Below are 23,072 nucleotides of genomic sequence, written 5' to 3'. Positions count from 1 at the left end.
CCTTACTCCACCGTTGGCTCTTCATAGAGAAGCAGCTGAACTTCACCAGATTCATCCAGCTCACGTACCATTTGCATGATGTCTTGACGTGCTTTTTGAACTCGACTTAACGCAACAGCGCCGCGTGCGTCCATATCATCTTCTAGCGCTTTCACCATACGTTGCGGCATTGAACGCTTAATAGCTTGCTGTAAGGTAATATCGGAACCTTTTAGCGCGACTGCCCACAACTCTAGCGGGATTTGCTGCACCAACATGTCCATGGTTTCTTCGCGTTGTCGGCCAAGAACCATAAAGTCGAACATGTTTTCTTCGATTGCATTAACAACATCTTCATCATGCAACTTCAGCATTTCCATCAATGAACCACGGTCACCTTCAAAGCGGTTAATGATATCTGCAGCTTGCTTAACACCTGATAACGGCGTGCTTTGACTTGCGGATACTTTTTCGATGCAACGCTCAACGAGTTCATGCAAATCAACAGCAACTTGATGATCGATATCTTGCAATTGAGCAATACGGAACAAGATTTCGTCATGGTAATCTTGTGGCAAGTGCTTCAATACCGCTGAAGAGCTGTCTGCTGGCAAATACGCTAGAAAAATTGCTTGCATTTGTGGGTGCTCGTTCACAATGAAACGAGCGAGAGTTTCTGCTTCCACCCACTGTAAGCGCTGCATATTGTTGCGAATTTCATCGCCATATAAGGTATTCAATAACCCTTTTGCCAAATCGTTACCCAATGCTTTACGCAATGTATTAGATAGGTATTCCTTCGAGGCTCCTCGAATACCGCTGTGCTCACGAAAATCTTCAAAGAAAGTTTGAATAACACCACGAGCAGAATCGCTCTTAATGCCATTTAACTTCGCCATTGCACGAGTCACACGCTGGGTTTCATCACGGCTAAAGTGTTGCAAAACCTTCGCTGCGGCATCCTCGCCCATGCCTAATAGCACGAGCGCGGTTTGTTCAACATAACTAAGCGTCTGCTTTGATAGAACTGTGTTCATTGATGTTTACCCATTGTTTCAGTATTTCGGCTACGCGCTCTGGCTCTTCATTAGCAATAAGCTGTAGGTGTTTCAATTGAATTTCTAATGGCGAACCTGCTGGTGGTAGCATGTCGCTGTTTACATCTAAACCTGAAGAGGCTGAGATGCCTTTTTCAGATAGGCGGCGATCAAGTACTTCTTCATGCTCGCGTTCTTCACGCGTTTGCAAGTTTTCGTAGTCAGGTTCTTCCTGAGGCTCAGCAAAATTTAGCTCAGGCACAGGTTTATCAACGCCAGTTAGGTGCATGATTAATGGACGCAGTACGAAGAAGATCATCGCCAAGCCTAACAAGCCACCAATAACGTAGCGTATTGGCTGCTGTACTGTAGGGTCTTGCCACCACGGCAGTGCAGGAGGAGCATCAATTTCGATTGGGGTGAAGTTGAAACTCATTAAACTTAAGCTGTCACCTCGTGTGGCAGAGATACCAACAGCATCCATGATCATGTTTGAGATTTGCTCTTTATCGGCTTCACTCCACGCCACACCATCTGGCGAAGCTTTGGAGTTCAACAGAACCGAGACACTAAGCTTTTCTATTTGGCCTTGTTGGTATTGAGTACGACGAACACTACTACCTACAGCATATTGACGATTCACTTCAGATCGCGCATTCGTGTTTTGGCTATCGTTCGTTTCCACTTCACCAGATCCTGTCACTGGCGGTTGGTTACTTAGAGAACCAGGAACACCCAACGCAATTTGATCAACCGAGTTGTTATGAATGGTGTGCTCATTACGCACAACCGGTGCGTTATCCAAAATTTCTTGTGTTTCTTCAACTTGGCTAAAGTCCAGATCGGCAGCGACTTGTACTCGGAAGTTACTCGGCCCCACAATCGGCGTAAGCATATCTGCTGCGCGTTGGATGATCTGTTTTTCAACACTCTTCTGGTATTCAAGATATTTCGCATTTACTTTACCAGCTTCCGCAGAAGCGACATCCGCACTAAGAAGACGGCCATACTGGTCAATGACAGAAACAAATTCTGGCTTCATTGCCGTGACACTGCCGACCACTAGGTTAATGATCGCTTCAACTTGTTCAGGCTTTAAGTCTTCACCAGGTTTGAGCTCAAGCATGACAGATGCTGAAGGATTCTCACTGTTTTGGCGGACGAATAGAGTTTGACGAGGTATTGCTAAATGAACACGCGCGTTCGCTACTGAGTTCAAAGACATGATAGTACGTACTAACTCACCTTCTAAACCATGACGATAACGCGCTGTTTCCATAAATTGGCTCGTACCAAGAGAGCTATCTTCCTTGAGCGAATCCAAACCTGTCGGCAGCTTAGCTTTAACACCTTTTGATGCAAGCAACATGCGCACCTTCGCAACCTCACCTTCTGGTACAAGAACTTGTCCATTTTGCTCTTGCATGCGGTAGCTTACGCCTTCGCTTTCTAATACCGACACAATTTCGCCGATATCAAAACGCTCTTGCTGGCTATAGAGCGGACGAAAGCTCTGCGAGGAACTCCATAGTGCAACCACAATAATCGCTGCAACAATCGCAGCTAACACCGCAGATAGCACTAAGTTTCTCTGACTGCTAGACCAGATTTGCTTCAGCTTCGTTGTCACATCGTCCATGCCGTTGGCAGTAGAAAATGTCTGTGCTGTGCCGGTAGCCATAGCTGTGTTTCCGGCGACTTGGGGGGTTAGTTCTGACATGAATTACACCGGCATCTTCATAATATCTTCAAATGAGGTCACGACTTTGTTGCGCACTTGCATCAAAGCATTAAAGGACAAGCTGGCTTTTTGGCTCGCGACCATTGCACCAACTAGGTCATCACTTTTTCCTGTTTCTACGGCCGTCATTTTTTGACTAGCCACTGATTGATGTTGATTCACTGTATCCAACACATTTGTCATCGCTTGTGAGAACGATAAAGGTGCGTTTAGTGATTGTTGATCTAAAGGATTTGCACTCACGATAAACTCTGGCGGCTGCACTTGTGCCTGCATCGCCTGCATTTTTGACAACATAAGTTGCTCTGCCGAGACCGCATGAGTAGGTTGACTTGCCATCTATTTTTTCTCCTATTAGGCAGCCGAGCCTAGTGCCGACTGTAAATCAATACCATGTTCTCGCATTGCTGCGAGCTTGTAGCGTAGCGCTCGAGTAGAGACTCCAAGCGCGTTTGCGGTTTTCGTTCGGTTTCCACCAAACTGACGTAACTTTTCCAAAATAAACTGATATTCAGCTTGCTTCTTCGCTTCTACATGACCAAAACTTGCAGTTGGCTCTGCTGTAGGAACTGACGCGACAAGCTCAATAGGCAGCATCAGGTCATGGGCTGTAATGTAATCACCATGACGCATGACCAAAGCGCGTTGAATGACATTTTCCAACTCACGAATATTGCCCGGCCAGTGATACTGACTCAGCGCACTAATCGCATCTTGGGATAGGTGACAGCGGCTGCTATCTTGATACTTTTCAATAAAGAATTGGCTAATTGGTAGAATGTCCTCTTTTCTTTCACGCAAAGGCGGCCAGTGCAGAGGCAGCACATCTAATCGATAATAAAGATCTTCACGGAACGTGCCTTTTTGAACTTCCTCACGTAAGTCTTTGTTGGTTGCCGCAATAACACGAATATCGAGCTGAACGGCTTTATGGCTACCAACACGTTCTACTTCACGCTCTTGAAGGACGCGTAACAATTTCGCTTGAACCGCAGGTGACATTTCACCAATCTCGTCAAGCAGAATCGTCCCGCCATTTGCTTCTTCAAACTTACCGCTTTGAGAATTTGTCGCTCCGGTGAACGCGCCTTTTACATGACCGAATAGCACAGCCTCTAACATTGACTCTGGAATGGCGGCGCAGTTAACCGCCACAAATGGACCATTGATACGCGGAGAGTGCTCATGCACATATCGCGCCAGCACTTCTTTACCCGTTCCCGATTCACCTGTAATAAGCACACTCGCGTTAGTACATGCTGCACGATGCGCCAATTGCAGAACTTGTTTGCTTCTCCAAGACTCCGCAACAATGTTGGCCATTGGCTTACCTAACGCTTCAACACGTTTAAGCAGATTAACCAACTGATTAGATTCAAATGGGCGTAATAGATAATCAGTAGCGCCCGCTTTCATCGTCTCAGCAGCCAAGATGCCTTGTTCTTGATCGACAATCGCAATAACAACACCCGAATTTCGCTGCTTTTGGTGACACGCGACAAACTCACGAACACACATATCCGGCAGCGTAGAGCTCACTAAAGTGATTTCTGCTCGCTCTTCAAGCAAAGCGCCTCGACCAGTACGAGTGTGTTTCGCGGTGTAACCTGCATTTTGCAACACATCCAATACTGGTTGAGCAAGAGCTTCATTTGGCTCAACCAACAAAATTTTCGTTTTCGTCATCATTGAACCTTAACTTTCGTTTGTTGATTTTGTGATTGTAGAGCTGGGTGGTGTTTCGTAGCCGTATACTCGTTGTCCCTCACTAAACGCAGGGTGACACGTCGGTTTTTTGCTTGGCCATTAACCGAGTTATTGCTGGCAATTGGGTAACGTGAACCATGAGCTCGTGTTTCGATCATCGACTCGTCGACCCCAAGCTCAATCAAAGCATTGGTGACTTGCTCTGCTCGAGTACGTGACACAGAAAGGTTCGTTAAACTTGAACCAACGTTATCGGTGTGACCGTCGATGAGGATTTTGGTCACTCGATCATCCACAGATACATAGCTATACAGCGCTTCTAGTGTTGCTTTCTGTCCACGACTTAACGTCTTCTGACCAAACTCAAATGAGAGCGCCATATCCCTTGCCTCTGAAAAAGACAATTTAGGCAATCGCGCGCGACACGCATTAAATGATTTCAATGCGTTTTGAATTTGAAGAGTAGGAATCACAATCTCTGAAACAGAGGAAGCATTACTTCCTTTAAGTGACAGCGTCACCCAACTACCCGAAGCAATTGAATCCATGAATTCTTCAGCGCCTTTATTAAAGATGAAACGCTGAGACGGCTTAGTAAATTCAAGGGAGTCAAACTCTTTTCTATAAAGCTCATCACTCCAAGGAGCATTTTGAGTTTTTAAAGCAATCGTTTTCCATTTATTGTTTTCATATTCTATGTCGGAAATAAAATAGAATTTATTATTAGGTTCCGCTAGGAAATAAAACTTCCCATAGTCATCATTTGATTGCAACAAGTTGCATTTGAATTTATTTCCCTCATATGTCCATTTAGAGAGGTCCATAGGGATTGTTAAGACTTCTTCTGAATATGACACTTTTGAAAGAATAAAACTGATAACAATAATTGTGTTACAAATTATCAAACGGACATAATTCATGTATATCTTACATTCCCATGACTTAAACCGTTTAATTAAATATGCCACCAAGCCGAGAGAACTGGCATAGCTAATCATTTTAATTACCTATTCTGAATATTAAAATTGGTTACAAAACGCTCAAGAGAGCACGCTTAGCCTCCAGTGGAAGCTTTAAGCATAAAAAACAGTATCTTATAATTTATTTATTTGAAGTTGTTGTTACGCCATAAAGGCAATTTAAAAAATCTATAACAACTAAACCGCTCAACATTGTTATTTTATTTATTAAGCGATTTATAAAGAAAACTAACTCTTTTTAAATTTCATTAAAAGATTATGACTATATGAACAAAGCAACATGTGAACTAAAGTCACAATCTTAGAGTTTGGAGCTAAAAGATCATTAAAATTTCTGTGTAGACTACACGCCATTAAGTTAAAACACTTTCGATTGTTAACGCACGGTAAAATATAAATGGAAAATAGAGTTAGCGAGCCTATTTCTGATAGTCAACTACTTGATGTAGAATTATTAGGCAAACCTATTCATATCATTCGTGAGAAGCTCGATAATTTAATTTCAGAATCTTGCTCAAACCTTACGACTGAATTACAAAATTGGCTCAGCACAGGAAAAGTGGAAGCTAGCTTAACCTCAGTAGACTTGCACCGCTTTACATCGGTTGAGATGGACAAAGAGCAAACGTCGACCTATCAACATCAGGAAGGCGGCATGGTATTCATCCATGGTAACCCTCACACGCTCATAAAGTTGGCTGATAGATTTTATGGTGCAAGTGCAGAGCGCTCAGCCGCTACTCTGACGGCCAGTGACTTACGTTTACAAGAGCGCATCAGTCGAATCATCATCGGTTGGCTTGCTCCTGGTGAAATGTGGGACACGGGTGAGTATGAGACCCCTAGAGGTATTGGCATTAACGTTCAATTAAACATTGCGTTTGACGATCATCAAGGCTCAATTCATCTCAAGCTAGATGGTCATCTTATTCAAACGCTAATCGAGCAGCTTGAACTGCAGCCTGATACCGATTTGTTTCAACCTTTCTGTCGTTCTTTAGAGACGACCCCCGTTCGACTGAACGTTGTTCTAAGTAAAAAGAAGATGCCTTTAAGTGATGTGGTTGGCTTACAACCCAACGATATTTTACCTATTGAGCTTCTTAACACGGTTCCAGTAAGCATTGGCAACCAATCTCTATTTACAGGTCGTATTGCCGAGCAAGACGGCCAACTTGTTTTGATCTTTAACCCTGATAAGGAACCGCAGCGATGAGCGAAGCGCTAGAAACTAATGCATTCGACGCAGAAGAACTGAACTTTGATGATTTTCAATTAGAAGACTTTGAAGCCGAAGATACGCTCCAACAAGAACCAGCCACTGCGGAACGTGACCTTAGCTTTTTCAAAAGCATTCCTGTCACAGTCACGCTGGAAGTTGCGAGTAAGGAGATCCCACTTGGGGACTTAATGAAAGCGGGTGAAGGCACGGTTATCGAGTTGGAAAAGCTCAATGGCGAGCCTTTAGACGTGAAAGTAAACGGTTCTCTTATGGGCCACGCTGAAGTTGTCGTTGTCAATGATAAGTATGGACTTCGTCTGATCGATGTACATGACTCTGCATTGAGTGGCGTTGGTCAATAATCTTAGGTAGGCATCACAATGAAAAATCTGAGCGCTTGGCACCGTTGGTTACCTCTTTTGGTATTGGTGTCACTTTTGTTTGCTTTCCCAACAATGGCGGCTGACAACGGCTTAACTATCTTGTCCGTTTCTGATGGCGACACACAACAAGAATACAGCGTTAAACTGCAAATTCTGTTGTTGATGACGGCGCTCAGTTTTCTTCCAGCATTTATTTTGATGGCGACGAGCTTTACTCGAATTGTCGTTGTCCTTGCGATTTTGCGCCAAGCTCTTGGTCTTCAACAAAGCCCACCTAATAGAGTGTTGGTCGGGATCGCTCTCGCATTGACGTTGCTGATTATGCGCCCTGTCTGGAGCGATATTTATGAAAATGCGTTTCAGCCATACGACAACGGCGAAATCACGCTAATACAGGCTTTTTCTGTTGCAGAGAAACCAGTGAGAGAGTTCATGCTGGCACAGACGCACCAAAGCTCTCTTGAACAAATGTTACGTATTGCCAATGAGCCTCTCGACCAAAACGTTGAGGATATTTCATTTGCCGTCGTCTTGCCTGCATTTGTCATTAGTGAACTAAAAACCGCCTTCCAAATTGGTTTTATGCTTTTCATCCCGTTTTTGGTCATCGACTTGGTTGTCGCCAGTGTCCTGATGGCAATGGGTATGATGATGCTATCACCTTTAATTGTCTCACTTCCCTTTAAGTTGGTGGTATTTGTACTCGTGGATGGTTGGGCAATGACAGTTGGCACCTTATCTGCCAGCTTCGGTTAACTAGGAGCAGTTATGACCCCAGAACTAACCGTAACGTTATTTTCCGATGCAGTATGGCTGATCATTTTGATGGTTGCCGTATTGGTTGTTCCAGGCTTAATTGTCGGTTTGTGTATCGCCGTATTTCAGGCTGCCACACAAATCAACGAGCAAACACTCAGCTTTTTGCCACGTTTGCTCGTTACCTTATTAATGGTGATTTTTGCAGGTCACTGGATGCTCCGTAAGATCATGGAACTGTTTGATTTCTTGTTCCACAACATACCAGGGATGATTGGCTAATGGCCATCACATTTGCAGAGCTCTCGGCGATACTCGGTCAACTCTGGTGGCCGTTTTTTCGTGTGGGAGCCGTATTTATTTCAATGCCTTTCTTTGGTGATGCAATTATTCCTGTTTGGGTTCGTACTTTACTGGCCCTCTCGATCGTTGTCATTACTGGACCGTTAATGCCACCAATGCCACAAGTCGAATTATTCTCTATGACTTCCCTGTTCCTTGCTTTTGAGCAAGCTATTTGGGGGGTAATGTTTGGGTTAATTTTGCACATGCTCTTTAACGTTTTCACCATGCTTGGTCAGGTGATTTCTCTGCAAATGGGCTTAGGTATGGCGATGATGAATGATCCTATTAACGGGCTTTCTGTCGCCATTTTGGGACGCATATTTCTGATTTTCTCAACCTTGTTGTTTCTTGCGCTAGAAGGACACTTACTCGTCATAGATATCGTGATTCAAAGCTTTGTTGTTTGGCCAGTCGGATCTGGTATCACATCGCTTTCTCTGCAAGGTGTTGTCAATATTTTCGGTTGGATGTTTGCCTCTTCACTAGCTTTGGCTTTACCCGCTATTGTTTCCATGCTTCTAGCCAACATCAGTTTTGGTGTAATGAACCGAGCCGCACCATCACTTAATGTCTATGCGTTAGGTTTTCCTATGACGATGCTGCTGGGTCTATTCAGCGTATTAATCTCAGTTTCTGGTGTTCCTGGTCGCTACACGGCGCTCGTTCACGACACCATTAGACACTTGAGTAACTTTATGTTGGGGGGAGCATGAGCGATCAATCTTCTCAAGACAAAACTGAAAAAGCCTCACCGCAGAAGGTAAAGAAAGCCCGTCAGGAAGGACAAATTCCTCGCGCGAAAGAGTTTACTACTGCGGTTATATTTCTAGCGGTGGCGCTCTACTTTTACTCTCAGCTTAATAGTATTTGGGAAAGCATGTCGGGGATCTTTCGCTACAACATGATGCTGACGCGAGCCGACCTAGAAAATCCTAAACAACTTGTCGAGCAATTGGGACAAAGTTTAGCGGTCATCATCGACATGCTATTACCATTGTTTACCGTCATTATTATCGTGACCTGTGGTAGTAGCCTTGTGCTAGGCGGCTGGATGTTCCGTCCAGCGAACGTGATGCCAAAGCTGAGCAAAATTAATCCTTTGAGCGGGATAAAGCGCATTTTTTCGACACGTTCGGTGGTTGAGCTCTTAAAGTCGACGTTCAAAGTAGCCGTCATCTTCGGCATCTTATATGGCTACTTAGACAACCACTTACAGCCATTACTTGGCATGCAAAATCTCCCGCTCAGCCAAGGTTTTTCTCTAGTAATGTCAATTCTGTTTGAAGGCTTACTCTTAATGGGCTTTGCATTGTTGTTATTTGGGGTTATCGACATTCCTTATCAGCGTTGGGAACACCTAAAAGAACTCCGCATGACGAAACAAGAGTTGAAAGAGGAATTTAAAAATAATGAAGGTCGTCCGGAAGTAAAGCAACGTATTCGTCAAATACAGCAACAGTTTGCGCGCCGTAAGATCGATAAAATGGTGCCGACGGCTGACGTGATCATCACAAACCCAACGCACTACGCAGTCGCACTGAAATACGAGCCTTCGCTTTCTGACGCGCCCTTTGTCGTCGCAAAAGGCGTAGACGAAACTGCTATGCACATTCAACGTATCGCCCGAGAAAACAAAGTGGAAATCATTAACTCCCCGCCACTTACCCGTTCGATTTATCACACGACGGCGATTGAACAAGCAATCCCAAGCCAACTGTACATCGCAGTGGCACATATTCTTACTTACGTTTTGCAATTGAAAGCCTTTCGTAAAGGTGAGGGAAAAGAGCCAATTCCTTTACCTCATTTTTCGATTCCAAAACATTTGCAGCACTGATTAACCCGCGTTTATCCAAGGACACGAAAGTATGCTTAACCGGTTAAAACAACTTCAAACATCAACCAAAGGCTACGTTGGCATTCCAATCGTCTTGCTAATGATATTAGCAATGGTGATTCTTCCTTTGCCTCCTCTGCTACTGGATGCGCTGTTTACCTTTAATATCGTCTTAGCAATCCTAGTATTGCTGGTCAGCACAACCGCAAAGCGACCATTAGATTTCTCTGTTTTTCCAACTATTTTGCTGGTCGCAACATTATTACGTCTCACATTGAACGTGGCTTCTACGCGAATTGTACTCCTAGAAGGACATAATGGTGGTGACGCAGCGGGTAAGGTCATTCAAGCATTCGGTGAAGTCGTCATTGGCGGTAACTACGTCGTTGGTATGGTGGTGTTTGTCATCTTGATGATCATCAACTTCGTCGTAATCACCAAAGGTGGTGAACGTATTTCTGAGGTTTCAGCCCGCTTTACGTTGGATGCTTTACCAGGCAAACAAATGGCAATTGATGCCGACTTAAACGCTGGCCTTATCGATCAGGAAACGGCTCGCTTACGCCGTAAAGAAGTCGCCAACGAAGCCGATTTTCATGGTTCGATGGATGGTGCATCAAAGTTTGTGCGTGGCGATGCCATCGCAGGTTTGTTGATTCTGTTTATCAATATCATTGGTGGTATTAGTATTGGTGTCTTCGAGCATGGACTCGCTGCGTCTGACGCCTTTAAAACTTATGCCCTACTCACAATCGGTGATGGTCTAGTTGCTCAAATTCCTTCACTACTATTGGCAACGGCTGCCGCGATTATCGTTACGCGAATTAATGATAGCGATAATAGCATGTCGGAAACCATGCAAAAGCAATTACTGGCAACTCCTGCAACGCTATTTACTGTCGCAGGTATTATGGCGGTAATCGGTATGGTACCGGGTATGCCACACCTAGCCTTTTTTGCGTTTGCTGGCGCATTAGCGTTCGCAGGGTGGCGTCAAACCAAGAAGCCAGTGCAAGACTCCCAGATTGAAGAGGTCGAAGCACTTTCACAAGCGATGCAAGACGATGATACACCGCTGACATGGGATGATATTCCTCACGTCCAAACATTATCACTTGCGCTTGGTTACCGACTCGTCCATCTAGTCAACAAAGAGCAAGGGGCTCCTTTATCACAACGTATCCGCGGTGTGCGTCGAAACCTTTCTGAACAAGTTGGCTTTTTATTACCTGAAGTTCGTATTCGTGACAACCTAAGCCTCAAGCCAAACCAATACACAATTTCTCTAAATGGCGAAGTCATTGAGCAAGGTTTTATTGAACCAGAGCGTTTAATGGCGATAGCGGTTGGCGAAACTTACGGTGAGGTAGATGGCATTTTGGGTAGCGATCCTGCTTATCAGTTGCCAGCTGTGTGGATTGAGCATCAAGATAAAGCAAAAGCACTTAATATGGGTTACCAAGTTGTCGATGATGGCACTGTTATTGCCACTCATATTAGTAAAATCATGAAGACAAACCTTGCAGAATTGTTTACGCACGACGATGTGGAAGCAATAACCCAGCGTTTGACACAACAAGCCCCAAAACTAGCAGAAGCATTAGCAGCAGCACTTAATCCAGCGCAGCAGCTGAAAGTATATCGTCAGCTTTTATTAGACCAAGTGCCACTAAAAGATATTCGCACGATTGCCAACACAATGTTGGAATCCGCGGAAAATACAAAGGACCCGATCCTACTTGCATCTGATGTGCGCTGTGCACTAAAGCGTACGCTTGTTAACTTAATTGCAGGACAAAAGAACGAGTTAAATGTCTACGCACTGTCTGATGAGCTAGAACAAATGCTACTAACTTCACTGCAACAAGCACAATCTTCTGGTACGGTAACACTAGATAGCTTCCCAATTGAGCCAAACATTCTTGGTCAGTTCCAACAAAACTTGCCATTGATCAGACAACAGCTTAAGCAACAGGGGCTACCTCCGATCCTTCTCGTTATGCCACAGCTGCGCCCTCTTCTAGCGCGTTACGCTCGTACATTTACACAAGGGCTGGCAGTATTGTCTTACAACGAAATCCCAGAAAACAAACAAATCAATGTGGTAGGAAACCTTGGTTAATCTTATTTCAACACATGCGATGTACGAACATTTGGTTGGTCTCGCAGTACAACATATCGTCACGGATGACGATCAATTAGTCTTTGATGCTTTAAAACACAATGATGTCCAACACGCATGCCAAGCAATTAGGGAAGCTCAATCAGGGGAAGTAGAATTCCAACACCTGACGTTGAGATTTGGTATGCGTGGAGAACAAAGTGTCTATCAATTCAAACTCTCTGAACAAATGCAGTACTGCCTGGATTTGTTCAGTCTTTACCTTGCACTAAGACAAACACAATTTCAGTTAGAAGCCTTTCACCACGACTTGATTAGTAATGTTGTCGTGCCGATTCGCGTTGATGCATTACTGTGGGAGCCTGGGGTTTATTTTCTCGAACAGACGATTCAATTCCACTCTTCTGCTTTTCAACATGTGATTCCTTCTCTTCAAGCTGATGAAACGTTATGTGATCGTGATAAAGTCGCCACACTCACCAAAAAGTTAAAAGAGAATGCATATTCACTTTGGTTTGAAGTCGCGACATCGCAAGTGAACTTCGAGCGCGTCGCAGACTTTAGTCCCGATATGATCAAATTGTCAGTCACACTAGAAGATAAAGAAGAAAGACACGCTTTCCTACCTATTGCTAAGTTCTTAAGAAAGCATAAATATACTTGGGTTGCCGGACGTGTAGCGAGTCAAACGGAACTTAACCGTTATCGTTTATTGGGTGCCAGTTATTATTTTGGTTATTTCAGCGATATCCCAACCTCTCTCTCCTTTCAGTCTTTTGATGAGGAATAGTTGAAACTCAACCATTTATATTTAAAACAGCACGATTTATTCGTGCTGTTTTTTTATTTATAACGGATAACCACAAGATCATTGGGCAATAGTTTCTTTAACTTAACTAAAAAATTTAGGCTTATATGATGATTTCCCCGGTTTTCATGGAATACAAATCACTAAAAATCATCAATTTTTATCTTTTTTAGAAATTTTTTAATTTTCAAATTAATCATTAAAGCCGACCGACCGCCTCTAGTTAGTGACAAGGGAATATCCCGAGGCCTGAAAGATATAGTGACTAACTAAGGAGACTAAGATGGCTTTATCAATGCACACTAACTACGCTTCGCTTGTAACTCAAAACACAATGAACACAACAAGCGGACTTCTAAACACAGCAATGGAACGTCTAAGCACAGGCTACCGTGTGAACTCAGCTGCTGATGACGCTGCTGGTCTTCAAATTGCTAACCGTCTAGAAGCGCAAACACGCGGCATGTCAGTAGCAATGCGTAACGCACAAGACGGCATCTCTATGATGCAAACTGCTGAAGGTGCGATGGATGAAATGACAAACATCGTTTACCGTATGAACGACCTTGCTACACAATCGTTGAACGGTTCAAACAGTGCAACAGACCGTGCGTCTCTTAACAAAGAGTTCACACAGCTTACTGCAGAACTAAACAACATCGTAGACAACACTAAGTTCGGTGGTCAAAACCTTCTTAAAGGCGGCGGCTTCGGTGCAGGTGACGTAACATTCCAAATCGGTGCATCTTCTGCTGAAACATTGACTGTAAGCGCAAGCGCAGGTATCGGTGAAATCACTACTATCCTTGCTGATGCAGCAATTACAGATGGTATCGATGACGCGACTAAAGCAAAAGCAGCACTAGACAAAATCAGCGGCGCTGACGGTCTAGTAGAAAAAATTGGTAGCTCTCGTGCAGACTTCGGTGCGAACATCAACCGTCTTGAGCACACTATGGCTAACCTTGGTAACATGGTAGAAAACGTTACAGCATCTAAAGGTCGTATCATGGATACAGACTTTGCAGTAGAGTCTTCAAACATGACTAAGAACCAAATGTTGATGCAAGCAGGTACAACTGTTCTGTCTCAAACTAACCAGCTTCCAAGCATGGCAATGTCACTACTACGCTAATTACTTAGTTAATAGTGCGCTTAATTTAAATCGTCTTAATTATAAAGCCTTCCTATGGAAGGCTTTATTTTTATCTACGAATATAAATAGAGCTCGTATTATCTTTGTGAGGTTCAGGCACTCTGAATCCGAACTTCAACATAATATTGAATAAAACCTTATTAAACAGTTCTAATTCTATCGTCTCTAATTTACTTCCTATTTTACTATCTCTAAGTTCAGGAAAATTGAACTTAGCTTCCTTTAAGATACTAGCTATCTCATCAGAATTGATGCTCTGTTTACTTAATAGTTTTTTGTTAATGAACTCTTCATATGCACGAGCACATTTCATCAATCGTAACGCAAATTCATTCATAACTGACATTCTTTGAAACGTAAAAAATTTAATTTTTAGTGAGAACACTTGCACATCGCACTATCAAAAATAATATCAGAACGCAATTAATGCACTCTGTAAGAATTATCTGAATCAAGCTGAAGTAAAGGCTGAATATAACGTCTAATTAAAACATCTCTCCTAATTAGAACCGTCAATACAATTAAATATTTTCTTTGTTTAGGTCGCCTTTTCTTATAAGGAAATTACTTTTTCCATGGAGGAAGGCGGAACAAACAAGGTGGAAACACCACTTCCTCCCAAGAAAATAAAATAGATCTAAACCTTTGTTTTAATTGAATTTAATATACGGCACGCATCTTGCCACTGATAATTAAACTAAGGCGTAGCATTCAAACTATTCAAGCCAATAAGAGATGAGAGGAGCACACCTCATGAGTTCTTTAGACCCAGTAAAAATGGCAACCCAATTCGCACAATTGGACACAAACCCATTCAAAAACCGTTACCAAGCGCAAGCTAATGTGTACCAGTCACAACTGTCAGCTTTTAATAAAGTTGAAAGCGCACTACGTGATTTTCGTACTGCAATGAAAGAGATGAATAACAGCACAAACAGCATCATCAAAAACAGTGCGACACTCTCTCAAGAAGGTAACTTTACTGCAAACGCGGATGCTAAAGCGCTAACGGGTAACTATCAGATTTTTGTAGAAAAAGTGGCAACGGCGCATCAAGTATCTACAGGAATGCCTGCAGACCTTGAGGCGACGACAGAAGTACCAACAACTGGATCTTTAGAATTCACCATCAACGGTGAAACAATGACTCTAGACTTGTCCTCCGTTGATGTTAATGGTGACGGCACTGCAACGATCAGTGATTTAGCCAGTGCGATTAACAATCACACGGATAACCCTGGCGTTAACGCCACTCTAGTTCGCTCGAATGGTCAAACACACTTTATGCTATCGAGTACTGAGACTGGTGTCGAAAATAAGATCAACGTATCTGCATCGGGTACTGGCCAAGCGTGGTTTGAAGACGCCTTCACCAACCTCAAGCAAATCAACGCTCCGCAAGATGCGGTTATGTGGCTAGGTGCAAAAGACTCAGGCCTGAAACTAACCAACGCAAGTAATACTTTTGAAGGTGTCATCGACGGTGTTGACATTACCGTATCTAAACCGCAAGCCGCGGGAGATTCGCCAATCGGTTTAAAAATTGGAGCTGATAGCGAAGGCACTAAAGAGCAACTAGATAAGTTTGTGGAAACCTACAATGCCCTTGTTTCGACTATCGATCAGTACACCCAAATTGGCGGTGAAGATCAGAAACGCGGCGTGCTCGCTAGCGACTCGACATTGCGTTCTATTGAGAGTCAGTTAACGGGGTTAATCCGAGGTGAACACAATGGTATGCGCCTAAGCGAAATCGGCGTGAGCCTAGACCGCAACGGTAAAATGAAAGTTGATCAAGAAAAGTTCAAAGAAGCTCAACAAACAAATAGCGCAGGCTTAGAGGCGTTGTTTAATGGGGATGACGCTTTGCTAGATTCTCTTGACGCGATGGTAGAGCCTTTCTTGAAGTTCTCATCAGGTACCTTCAGCACGCGTAAAGACGCAATACAGTCAAGCTTAGACCGAATCAAAGATAAACAAACCAATTTAGAGCGTAAGTACGAAATGTCGTACAACCGCTATCTCAAACAATTCACTCAAATGAATTCAATTATGACCCAAATGAACCAAACCATGTCCATGTTTAATGCTCAAAAATAAGACATTTGGTTCCAAATTTAGGAGAAATATTCATGCTTATGGATTCTGGTTACGATTCGTACCAACAAGTCGATCTCGACGCTCAAGCGGCAGCAGCAAATCCACACCAATTAGTCATCATGTTAATCGATGGCCTACTCGATGAAGTTGAACGTATTCGCGGCCACCTAGCCGCAAATCGTTTGGCTGAGAAAGGGAATGGAATCAACAAATGCATGAACATCTTGATTGGACTAACAAGTGCTTTAGATGATGAAAACGGCGGTGAAATTGCGGAAAACCTACGCCAGCTGTATGACTTCTGCCAAGTCGAACTTTATTACGCTAGCGTGCAAAACGATGCAAATCGCTTGGTTAACGTTGAGCGTGTAATGGGTAACATTCGTGAAGGTTGGATGAATTTTGGACAACAAGCATAAAGTATCGCCAGAGCGATTCCGTCATTTATCTCAGCTCATCCAGTTCGCCGCAAAAACGGCCGATTGGCATGCGCTCAAGCGGTACGACTTGCAGTTGCGAGAGCTTTTGATCAGTCACAAGCCTTTTTTGAAAGATCCTAAGCTTGCACCTGAAATCCAGCGAGCGAAAACAGTGCACGCTAATGCCTTCGCAGTATTAGAGAAGTCGACCAACGAGTTGAAAAAAGAGATGAACATGGTCAATGACCATCAAGAACGCGCTATGGCCTATCAATTAGCAATGACCATGGAGCTAACTCAATGATCATACCTTCTTCAACTCAGCACTCGGGTAATTCGCCAGCTAACAATGAGGGTCACATCAAGCAAGCGAACTCGGTACACGGCTTTTCTCATGGTTTTAGATCAGGGAACAAGCAGAATGGTGAGCAAGACTTTAACTCTGCGTCAGCAGTACCGAGTTTTCACCTTACGGCCTCTACTTTGAACAGCGCAAACAAAGTACAAAGTCATGGTTTTGATACTGATGACCGCTCAGCTTCAGATCCGGATGCCAACTTGACCAGTACACTAGGGTTAACAGAATCGACTGATCTTGCAGCGCAAGCTCAAGCTTTAACCCAGGGTATGATTACCATGGCAGAGAAGCAGGCTGAGAAACTAGGAAAAGCGTCATCTTTAATGACTGCGAGCGAAGTTAAGTCTGTTACTCAAGATTCGTCTAACGCTATGTTAAACACATCATCAAAACAAGATGTGAAGCAAAGTCTGCCGACTTCATCGAGTTCGCGTTTGCCTATCTCCGGTGCTGAGTTTCAAACTCTTTTGAATCAACCTGTTCAAGGGCAACCAACCGCCTCTCTACTTCAAGCACAAGCTCCTACAACACAACCTGCACATTCACCGGTTGCGACGAGTCATGTTCAAGCTCAAGGCTCTGAGTGGGCAGCGGTGCGTGTTGATACCACTGCAGGAAAGTGGGGGGAGCAAATGATGCAAGTATTACATGATCGCGTGACGCTCCAAGCTCAACAAAATGTACAAGAAGCAAAAATCCGCCTAGACCCACCAGACTTAGGGAAATTGGATTTACTTGTACGTGTTGAAGGTGACCGATTGAGTGTCCACATCAACGCCAATGCCGCAGCAACACGAGAAGCTTTAATGCAAGTTTCGGAACGATTGCGTACTGAGTTACAAGAGCAAAACTTCGTTCATGTCGATGTCAATGTTGGCTCTGATCAAAACCAAGGTCGAAATGACCCACATGCAAACGAAGAAGACGCCAATATTTTCGCCGCACGAGAATCTGGTGCATTCCAAACCACGACAACAACTAACTATTCAGAACACTGGCTAAGCACTCAAGCTTAGTGAATCTTCGAGGAAAAAGGTTATGACCAAACAACAAATGATCGCCCTGTTTATCGCCATGATCATCACCAGTGCCCTCGTTTCGGCCGTCACAATTATGGGCGGAATCTGGTACTTAAACAAACACGCTCAAGAGTCACCTGACTCTGGTTCACTGATCGAAGACTCTCCACTGTCTTTTTTGGTCACAGAACAACCGACAAGTAAAGGTCCTAGCTTCCATCCTTTGGACAAAGTCGTTTTGACCGTTAAAGGCAAGAAACAGACTCACTTTGTGATGCTAGAACTGGCAATTGAGACACGCCGTCCAGAGCGTATCAAAGAGATCGATGAATACATGCCTATGGTACAAAACTCTCTATTAAAACTGTTTAGCGACAAAACGTTTGATCAGTTACAGCAAGCGGGTGCCATCGATATTCTGCAAGACGAAGTGAAGCAAACGCTTCTACTCGCTTTTGCTAAAACAGACATCGTCCGAGAAATCGACGATGTTTTGTTGACTAAATATGTTGTGCAATAACGGAGCACAACCATGTTAGACATGAATGTACAAGACACTTACACCACAGAAGAGGAAGTGACAACACCGTCACGACCAATTGATGAAAACGCATTGCTACAACGTCATCAGGTCATGGTAAAACGCGTAGTTAACCAGCTGCGCGTTCATGCCACTTCTCACTGTAGTATTGAAGATATGCAGCAGATAGGCCTTATCGCTCTAGTCGAGGCTGGACGCCGATATGGCGATGTTGACGATCCTCACTTTCCTGCTTTCGCCGTTTGTCGAGTTCGGGGAGCTATTTTAGACGAATTACGCCGACTAGATTGGCGTTCACGTAAGACTCGTCAACAAGCCCACGAGCTCAACGACGTGACTCGAGATCTCACTCGAACGTTAGGTCGAATGCCAACGGATGCCGAAATCATCCAGGCTTTAGGGACGAATGAGCAAGATTATTACAACCGCCAAAATGCCGCTCTCGCAGGCGAGATGCAAAGCCTTGACCAACTGATGGAGAGCAGCGGTGATAGCTACATTGGCGGGCAATACGATGGCATGGAACATGAACATATTCGTCGTAGTTTAGACAGTGCTTTGGGTAAGTTACCTAAGCGCGATCAACTGCTCCTGACTCTGTTCTATCAACATGAACTCAACTTACACGAAATAGCTCTGGTATTGGATCTGACACCACCTCGTATATGTCAGCTTCACAAACAAGCGCTGAAACAACTCAACCAATTAATGTCCTCTTAGGAGTCACAAGATGCAAAAGTTTTTTGGAGTGCTCACTATCCTGGTGTGCGTCTTCGGTGGATATATGTGGGCCGGTGGTAGCTTAGGTGCTATCTGGCAGCCAGCCGAATTCCTTATCATTATTGGCGCCGCTGCTGGTTCTCTGATCATCGGTAATCCGCCTCATGTACTGAAAGAAATGCGTCGCCAAGTGCCAGCGACCATTAAAGGTCCAACAGAAGAGCATGAGTACTACATGGAATTAATGGCACTACTCAACAACTTGCTAGAGACAGCGAGAAACCGCGGATACAAGTTTCTGGATTCTCATATTGAGGCTCCGGAGCAAAGCTCTATGTTCCTCGCTTACCCGACGATCGCAGAAGATCATCGCCTAATTTCTTTCATTACTGACAATTTACGTTTAATGGCAATGGGACAGATGTCGCCTCATGAATTAGAGGGACTGCTAGAGCAAGAAATCGAAGCAATACAGAACGAAATGCTTTTACCTTCACGCTCACTACAGCGTACAGCAGAAGCACTACCTGGCTTCGGTATTCTTGCAGCAGTTGGTGGCATCATTATCACCATGCAAGCTATTGATGGCTCAATCGCTATGATTGGTTATCACGTTGCGGCAGCTCTCGTTGGTACATTCATTGGTATTTTCGGTTGTTACTGTGGCTTAGATCCACTAAGTAACGCCATGGCTCAGCGAGTAAAACGTAATATGACTGCTTTTGAGTGCGTTCGTGCAACCTTGGTTGCCTACGTAGCGAAAAAGCCGACATTGCTCGCCATTGACGCTGGTCGTAAACATATTCAGCTAGACATCAAACCAACATTCAACCAAATGGAGAAGTGGTTAGCTGAACAGGAGGGATAATGCAAAAACAAGAGCATGTAGTGTTCAAACGTGCCAAAGTATACAGCCATGATGAGTCGTCTCATGGCGGCGCGTGGAAAGTCGCGTTTGCTGACTTCATGATCGCCCTAATGGCGCTGTTTCTTGTACTTTGGGTTATGCAGGTGGTAGACAAAGAAGAGCGTAAAGCGATTGTTGCCCACTTGCATAGTTCAAGCGTATTCGACAAGAGTTACGGCAACCCATTTGATACGTCACAAAGTATTTCTCCTATCGACTTGGCACAGGACTCTTCTGTGCCAAGTAAACACAACTCCAACCATGTAGTAAGCTCTTACTTTAAAGGTGATGGGGATGGACCAGAAATTGATTCTTTGATTCCTGGTAACTTCGATACTCAAGAGCAACTTGCCGCACTAGCGAAAGTAATTGAGCAAATGACTGCCCAAATTAATGCGCAGGGAAATGTAAACGTCACGGTGACACCACAAGGTTTGCGTATCGTCCTTCAAGATGATTACAAACAGCATATGTTCAGCCGTGGTGGTGCAGAACTTACTCCTTTTTTTGAAGATTTACTGCTCGCACTAGCACCTGTATTTCATCGTGTTAACAACCCTCTGATCATCAGCGGACACACAGATGCAATTCCATTTAAAAAGCATTTTGGTCGTCAATCTAACTGGGCGTTATCAGCCTCTCGAGCAGACGTAGCAAGAAATACGTTAGTTGAAGGCGGTATGCCGGATGATAGAGTAATGCAGGTAACGGGTATGTCAGATAGAGCGCTGCTTAATCCTGATGAGCCAGATTCTAGCGAAAACCGTCGTATTGAGCTGTTTGTTTTAACGACTCCTGCCGCTAAAGTGCTTGAGACCCTTTTTGGCAACCACCAAGAAAGCGAACTGCAAAAAGCGAAAGATAAGGCTGAATTCAACCAACCAGTCATTCGTCAAGAAGTCATCAATTACTCCGGCGATACCGCCACCAGCGAAGTAAAAATTCAAGAATTATAATCTTAAAAGGTCACCACTCTGATGGTGACCTCTCTAACCAAAGCCTCTGTTACTGTGACTTTTTAGTTGAGTTCTATATGCACATAACATCATCCGAAAAAAGAAAAAGCGACTTACTAAAGAAAGCCTTTTTATGGCTCATTGTCTTCGATTACCTTTTATTGGCGTTTTTCTTAACTCAGCTATCAAGTATGACACTAAACAGCGGAACCATGATCAGCTTGTTACTTGTTGTTTATAACGTCTTACTTGTTTCGCTATGTTTTCAACGAACCAACAAGCAGGACTCTTACATTATCTACCCTGTTTTGTCCGCAACGTTATTAGCATTTGTCTGCTTTCTTTACTTCTTTTTTTTAATTTAGCTCCCCGACTCGACCATTGATTTTATTTTTACTGCTTTTTCGAAGTGGTCGAGCTGATGAGTCTGAACCCACCACGTAGCCGCTTCCATCAACAGCTCTGGGTCGTCATTTTTATTAGCGAAAAACGCATAAAATGAGAGACCAACCAATTCACCTTTACTCGCGATCTTTTTGTCACAGACCTCTATAATTTTGTCTCTCAGCGAAGCTCTCATTTCTAATCCCTTAACCTAGTACATACTCACTAACCATACGGTTGAAAGAAATCAAATCAAACGAGCCTTTAATTTCAAAACGCACTCTTCCCACCTCACTCATGAAGAACTCGATTTCACAATCCAAATCAAAAGTACCAGAGGTCTCGATAGAAAATGCATTGATCTTACTGTAAGGCAAAGAAGTGTAATCCACTTTTGAGCCGGTAATCCCTTGCACATTTGCCGCTATCACTCGCTTGTTCGTAAACACCACTTGGTCACGAACTGTTTTAAAAGCAGCGAAAATAGTCTCACCATCAATCAAGAACTTAAGGAAGTCTTCTCTGGCATTAGAAACGTCAATCGGCTTAAGCTTAAATACAGAGGAATTGTCGAAATCAATCATAATTAATCCTTTGAGTGGGCGTTAGAACGAATTATCAACGTATCAGATAGCACCACTTTTGCCTACTCGCAACGCACGTTTCTGCTTGATTCGCCCAACAACGAAGCGTCACTCACTTCCACCCTTGCATCCATTGCTCAGAGTCTTTTAGGTCTTGCCAGTTCATCTCTCGGTCGCGTTTACTCATGACTGCCTCGATGACACATCTCACAACGTTACCATCTTCATCTAGTTCCATTTCCGTCACGACAAAATGCTTCTCTTTGTTTTTAGGTGAAATTGCCGTCCATTTACTGTGCAATAGTTTCTTAGGGTGGATTCTGTTCATCGCATTGTACCAATTTAACTACCATGTTGATGTATACGACTGAATACCAAGAGAGAATCAGATTTTGTTTTTGCAAACCGACAAAAGATAAAACCGCAAAAGAGATCACTCCCTTTCGCGGCTCTAACTACAATCCGACTAGGTCTTCTGACCATTCAGTCGAGGGTTTAAGTACTGACTTTGTAGCAACTGTAACCCTTTACCGACCAGAACAATCACTACCGCGCCAATCAGGACAGGCGTGAAGAGAAAACTCCATCCCTGCCCAGACGCCATGATCAAAATTGGATTTGCCCCCGCAGGTGGATGAGTGGTCTTCGTAATCAGCATCGCAGACACACCTAGCCCCGTCGCAATCGCGAGCGTGACCGGCGTGACGTCAACATACTGGCTAAACGCAATACCGATAGATGCCGTAATAAAGTGACCAATGATCACGTTTTTTGGTTGAGCGAGAGGGCTGCTAGGCACCCCAAACACCAGTACTGCGGTAGCACCAAATGGTGCCATCAGGAGTACAACCTCCGTCAGTGATACCTCAGCGTAGGACAATACGCCAATAGCCAACGTAGCGCCAAGCCCGGCAACCAACGATAAAATTAAATTATTCATAAACACCTCAAAGTAGACCGAATTGTCTACAAAATAAAATAGACAAATCTGTCTACCTTTGTCAATATGTG

Annotated in this window: 28 protein-coding genes; 18 read left to right on the top strand and 10 right to left on the bottom strand. The window is 43.8% G+C overall.

The window, feature by feature from the left end:
• Positions 1-2 precede the first annotated feature (2 nt).
• Genes R7P35_RS01140 through R7P35_RS01120 form a run of 5 tightly spaced genes read right to left on the bottom strand, consistent with a single transcriptional unit; the run spans position 3 to position 5,462 of the window.
• Entirely contained in the window at positions 3-1,016 is a 1,014-nt protein-coding gene (locus R7P35_RS01140) for a flagellar motor switch protein FliG (protein WP_005375048.1), read from the bottom strand.
• Positions 985-2,736 carry a flagellar basal-body MS-ring/collar protein FliF gene (gene fliF / locus R7P35_RS01135; protein WP_005384024.1) on the bottom strand — a complete coding sequence of 584 codons (1,752 nt, stop codon included), beginning with the start codon at positions 2,734-2,736 and terminating at the stop codon, positions 985-987. The genes R7P35_RS01140 and fliF overlap by 32 nt, the downstream gene beginning before the upstream one ends.
• 3 nt (positions 2,737-2,739) lie before the next feature.
• The gene (gene fliE / locus R7P35_RS01130; RefSeq protein WP_005375045.1) at positions 2,740-3,096 is read right to left on the bottom strand and encodes a flagellar hook-basal body complex protein FliE; all 357 of its coding nucleotides are present in this window, start codon (positions 3,094-3,096) and stop codon (positions 2,740-2,742) included.
• A 15-nt stretch (positions 3,097-3,111) separates the two neighbouring features.
• Entirely contained in the window at positions 3,112-4,443 is a 1,332-nt protein-coding gene (locus R7P35_RS01125) for a sigma-54 interaction domain-containing protein (RefSeq protein ID WP_017820535.1), read from the bottom strand.
• A complete protein-coding gene (locus R7P35_RS01120; protein WP_318091578.1) occupies positions 4,443-5,462 on the bottom strand; it encodes an OmpA family protein in 1,020 nt (339 codons plus the stop codon). The genes R7P35_RS01125 and R7P35_RS01120 overlap by 1 nt, the downstream gene beginning before the upstream one ends.
• Before the next feature lie 379 nt (positions 5,463-5,841).
• Here R7P35_RS01120 and R7P35_RS01115 point away from each other — a divergent pair, with 379 nt between their 5' ends.
• The 9 genes from R7P35_RS01115 (at position 5,842) to lafA (ending at position 14,052) form a co-directional block, all read left to right on the top strand.
• Complete coding sequence (locus R7P35_RS01115) at positions 5,842-6,660, top strand: FliM/FliN family flagellar motor switch protein (RefSeq protein WP_005375039.1); 819 nt, start codon at positions 5,842-5,844, stop codon at positions 6,658-6,660.
• The gene (fliN, locus tag R7P35_RS01110; protein WP_005375038.1) at positions 6,657-7,028 is read left to right on the top strand and encodes a flagellar motor switch protein FliN; all 372 of its coding nucleotides are present in this window, start codon (positions 6,657-6,659) and stop codon (positions 7,026-7,028) included. The genes R7P35_RS01115 and fliN overlap by 4 nt, the downstream gene beginning before the upstream one ends.
• Before the next feature lie 18 nt (positions 7,029-7,046).
• Positions 7,047-7,805: a flagellar type III secretion system pore protein FliP gene (gene fliP / locus R7P35_RS01105; RefSeq protein WP_005375037.1), complete on the top strand. Its 759-nt coding sequence runs from the start codon at positions 7,047-7,049 to the stop codon at positions 7,803-7,805.
• 12 nt (positions 7,806-7,817) lie between these two features.
• A complete protein-coding gene (fliQ, locus tag R7P35_RS01100; RefSeq protein ID WP_005375036.1) occupies positions 7,818-8,087 on the top strand; it encodes a flagellar biosynthesis protein FliQ in 270 nt (89 codons plus the stop codon).
• On the top strand, positions 8,087-8,863 hold the full coding sequence (gene fliR / locus R7P35_RS01095) for a flagellar biosynthetic protein FliR (RefSeq protein WP_005375027.1): 777 nt from the start codon (positions 8,087-8,089) through the stop codon (positions 8,861-8,863). The genes fliQ and fliR overlap by 1 nt, the downstream gene beginning before the upstream one ends.
• Entirely contained in the window at positions 8,860-9,987 is a 1,128-nt protein-coding gene (flhB, locus tag R7P35_RS01090; RefSeq protein WP_005375025.1) for a flagellar biosynthesis protein FlhB, read from the top strand. The genes fliR and flhB overlap by 4 nt, the downstream gene beginning before the upstream one ends.
• A gap of 31 nt (positions 9,988-10,018) precedes the next feature.
• The gene (gene flhA / locus R7P35_RS01085) at positions 10,019-12,109 is read left to right on the top strand and encodes a flagellar biosynthesis protein FlhA (protein ID WP_318091576.1); all 2,091 of its coding nucleotides are present in this window, start codon (positions 10,019-10,021) and stop codon (positions 12,107-12,109) included.
• 19 nt (positions 12,110-12,128) lie between these two features.
• Positions 12,129-12,899, top strand: coding sequence for an EAL domain-containing protein (locus R7P35_RS01080; RefSeq protein ID WP_005375023.1), 771 nt, complete (start codon positions 12,129-12,131; stop codon positions 12,897-12,899).
• A gap of 301 nt (positions 12,900-13,200) precedes the next feature.
• Positions 13,201-14,052 (top strand): lateral flagellin LafA, encoded by an 852-nt coding sequence (lafA, locus tag R7P35_RS01075; protein WP_005375019.1) that lies wholly within the window; start codon positions 13,201-13,203, stop codon positions 14,050-14,052.
• Positions 14,053-14,122: 70 nt separating this feature from the next.
• Here the strand turns inward: lafA and R7P35_RS01070 are convergent, their stop codons facing one another.
• Positions 14,123-14,410 carry a hypothetical protein gene (locus R7P35_RS01070; protein ID WP_025768597.1) on the bottom strand — a complete coding sequence of 96 codons (288 nt, stop codon included), beginning with the start codon at positions 14,408-14,410 and terminating at the stop codon, positions 14,123-14,125.
• 416 nt (positions 14,411-14,826) lie between these two features.
• On the opposite strand from R7P35_RS01070, the gene fliD reads away from it, so the two are divergent.
• From fliD to R7P35_RS01025, 9 genes are all read left to right on the top strand, one after another.
• Entirely contained in the window at positions 14,827-16,173 is a 1,347-nt protein-coding gene (gene fliD / locus R7P35_RS01065; protein WP_005375015.1) for a flagellar filament capping protein FliD, read from the top strand.
• Positions 16,174-16,205: 32 nt separating this feature from the next.
• Positions 16,206-16,592, top strand: coding sequence for a flagellar export chaperone FliS (gene fliS / locus R7P35_RS01060; protein ID WP_005375014.1), 387 nt, complete (start codon positions 16,206-16,208; stop codon positions 16,590-16,592).
• The gene (locus R7P35_RS01055; protein ID WP_005375013.1) at positions 16,576-16,896 is read left to right on the top strand and encodes a hypothetical protein; all 321 of its coding nucleotides are present in this window, start codon (positions 16,576-16,578) and stop codon (positions 16,894-16,896) included. The genes fliS and R7P35_RS01055 overlap by 17 nt, the downstream gene beginning before the upstream one ends.
• Positions 16,893-17,966 carry a flagellar hook-length control protein FliK gene (locus R7P35_RS01050; protein WP_025768599.1) on the top strand — a complete coding sequence of 358 codons (1,074 nt, stop codon included), beginning with the start codon at positions 16,893-16,895 and terminating at the stop codon, positions 17,964-17,966. The genes R7P35_RS01055 and R7P35_RS01050 overlap by 4 nt, the downstream gene beginning before the upstream one ends.
• A 22-nt stretch (positions 17,967-17,988) precedes the next feature.
• Positions 17,989-18,489, top strand: a complete 501-nt coding sequence (gene fliL / locus R7P35_RS01045) for a flagellar basal body-associated protein FliL (protein WP_005375011.1) — start codon at positions 17,989-17,991, stop codon at positions 18,487-18,489.
• A gap of 12 nt (positions 18,490-18,501) precedes the next feature.
• Entirely contained in the window at positions 18,502-19,230 is a 729-nt protein-coding gene (locus tag R7P35_RS01040; protein ID WP_005375008.1) for a FliA/WhiG family RNA polymerase sigma factor, read from the top strand.
• 10 nt (positions 19,231-19,240) lie between these two features.
• Positions 19,241-20,098 carry a flagellar motor stator protein MotA gene (motA, locus tag R7P35_RS01035; RefSeq protein ID WP_005375006.1) on the top strand — a complete coding sequence of 286 codons (858 nt, stop codon included), beginning with the start codon at positions 19,241-19,243 and terminating at the stop codon, positions 20,096-20,098.
• Positions 20,098-21,093 (top strand): flagellar motor protein MotB, encoded by a 996-nt coding sequence (locus R7P35_RS01030; protein WP_213904637.1) that lies wholly within the window; start codon positions 20,098-20,100, stop codon positions 21,091-21,093. The genes motA and R7P35_RS01030 overlap by 1 nt, the downstream gene beginning before the upstream one ends.
• A gap of 77 nt (positions 21,094-21,170) precedes the next feature.
• Positions 21,171-21,458, top strand: a complete 288-nt coding sequence (locus R7P35_RS01025) for a hypothetical protein (protein WP_005375002.1) — start codon at positions 21,171-21,173, stop codon at positions 21,456-21,458.
• Here R7P35_RS01025 and R7P35_RS01020 read toward each other — a convergent pair.
• The 4 genes from R7P35_RS01020 to R7P35_RS01005 all read right to left on the bottom strand — a co-directional run bounded on the left by R7P35_RS01020 (position 21,455) and on the right by R7P35_RS01005 (position 23,001).
• The gene (locus tag R7P35_RS01020) at positions 21,455-21,673 is read right to left on the bottom strand and encodes a DUF6500 family protein (RefSeq protein WP_213904638.1); all 219 of its coding nucleotides are present in this window, start codon (positions 21,671-21,673) and stop codon (positions 21,455-21,457) included. The genes R7P35_RS01025 and R7P35_RS01020 overlap by 4 nt on opposite strands.
• Before the next feature lie 10 nt (positions 21,674-21,683).
• The gene (locus R7P35_RS01015) at positions 21,684-22,061 is read right to left on the bottom strand and encodes a PH domain-containing protein (RefSeq protein ID WP_005386881.1); all 378 of its coding nucleotides are present in this window, start codon (positions 22,059-22,061) and stop codon (positions 21,684-21,686) included.
• Positions 22,062-22,173: 112 nt separating this feature from the next.
• Positions 22,174-22,389, bottom strand: coding sequence for a TIGR02450 family Trp-rich protein (locus R7P35_RS01010; RefSeq protein WP_005374999.1), 216 nt, complete (start codon positions 22,387-22,389; stop codon positions 22,174-22,176).
• 138 nt (positions 22,390-22,527) lie between these two features.
• The gene (locus R7P35_RS01005; RefSeq protein WP_005374998.1) at positions 22,528-23,001 is read right to left on the bottom strand and encodes an HPP family protein; all 474 of its coding nucleotides are present in this window, start codon (positions 22,999-23,001) and stop codon (positions 22,528-22,530) included.
• Positions 23,002-23,072 lie beyond the last annotated feature (71 nt).

The sequence above is a fragment of the Vibrio sp. Vb0304 genome (assembly GCF_033338995.1).
GTDB classification, from domain to species: Bacteria; Pseudomonadota; Gammaproteobacteria; order Enterobacterales; family Vibrionaceae; genus Vibrio; species Vibrio alginolyticus.
Note: the sequence above shows the minus strand (reverse complement) of the source record. Positions and strands in the feature narration are given on the sequence as shown.